1 protein-coding gene is annotated in these 388 nt (G+C 42.5%); it reads left to right on the forward strand.

Going from position 1 to position 388, the window contains the following annotated elements; all coding sequences use genetic code 11:
* Positions 1-388, forward strand: a 388-nt coding sequence (locus tag HZ297_RS11910) for a chorismate-binding protein (RefSeq protein ID WP_178863984.1), incomplete at both ends; no start/stop codon positions are given.

Here is a 388-nt window from a genome sequence, read left to right on the forward strand (position 1 = left end):
TTTTATAGTGAGCGCAGTCAAGAGGCCTTGGAAAAATCCTTGAACCAAGTGCTTGAGGAATTACGCATTCCTGCTCCAAATGAATTTGAAGACTTGGATCTATCTCCGTTAGACTTCAAACCCCATATCGCTCCTCAGAAGTTTGAGGAAATGGTGGAAACCGCTCGCGACTTGATTCGTAATGGCGATATGTTCCAATGTGTACTCAGTCAGCGCTTCTCAGCAGAAGTTACTGGAAATCCATTTGACTTCTACAGAAATCTCCGCGTGACTAATCCTTCTAATTACCTTTATTTCTATGATTTTGGGGATTATCAAATCATCGGAGCCAGTCCAGAAAGTTTGGTTTCTGTCAAAAATGGCATCGTGACAACCAATCCGATTGCAG

Source organism: Thiomicrorhabdus cannonii (assembly GCF_013391695.1).
In the GTDB taxonomy this organism is placed as follows: domain Bacteria; phylum Pseudomonadota; class Gammaproteobacteria; order Thiomicrospirales; family Thiomicrospiraceae; genus Thiomicrorhabdus; species Thiomicrorhabdus cannonii.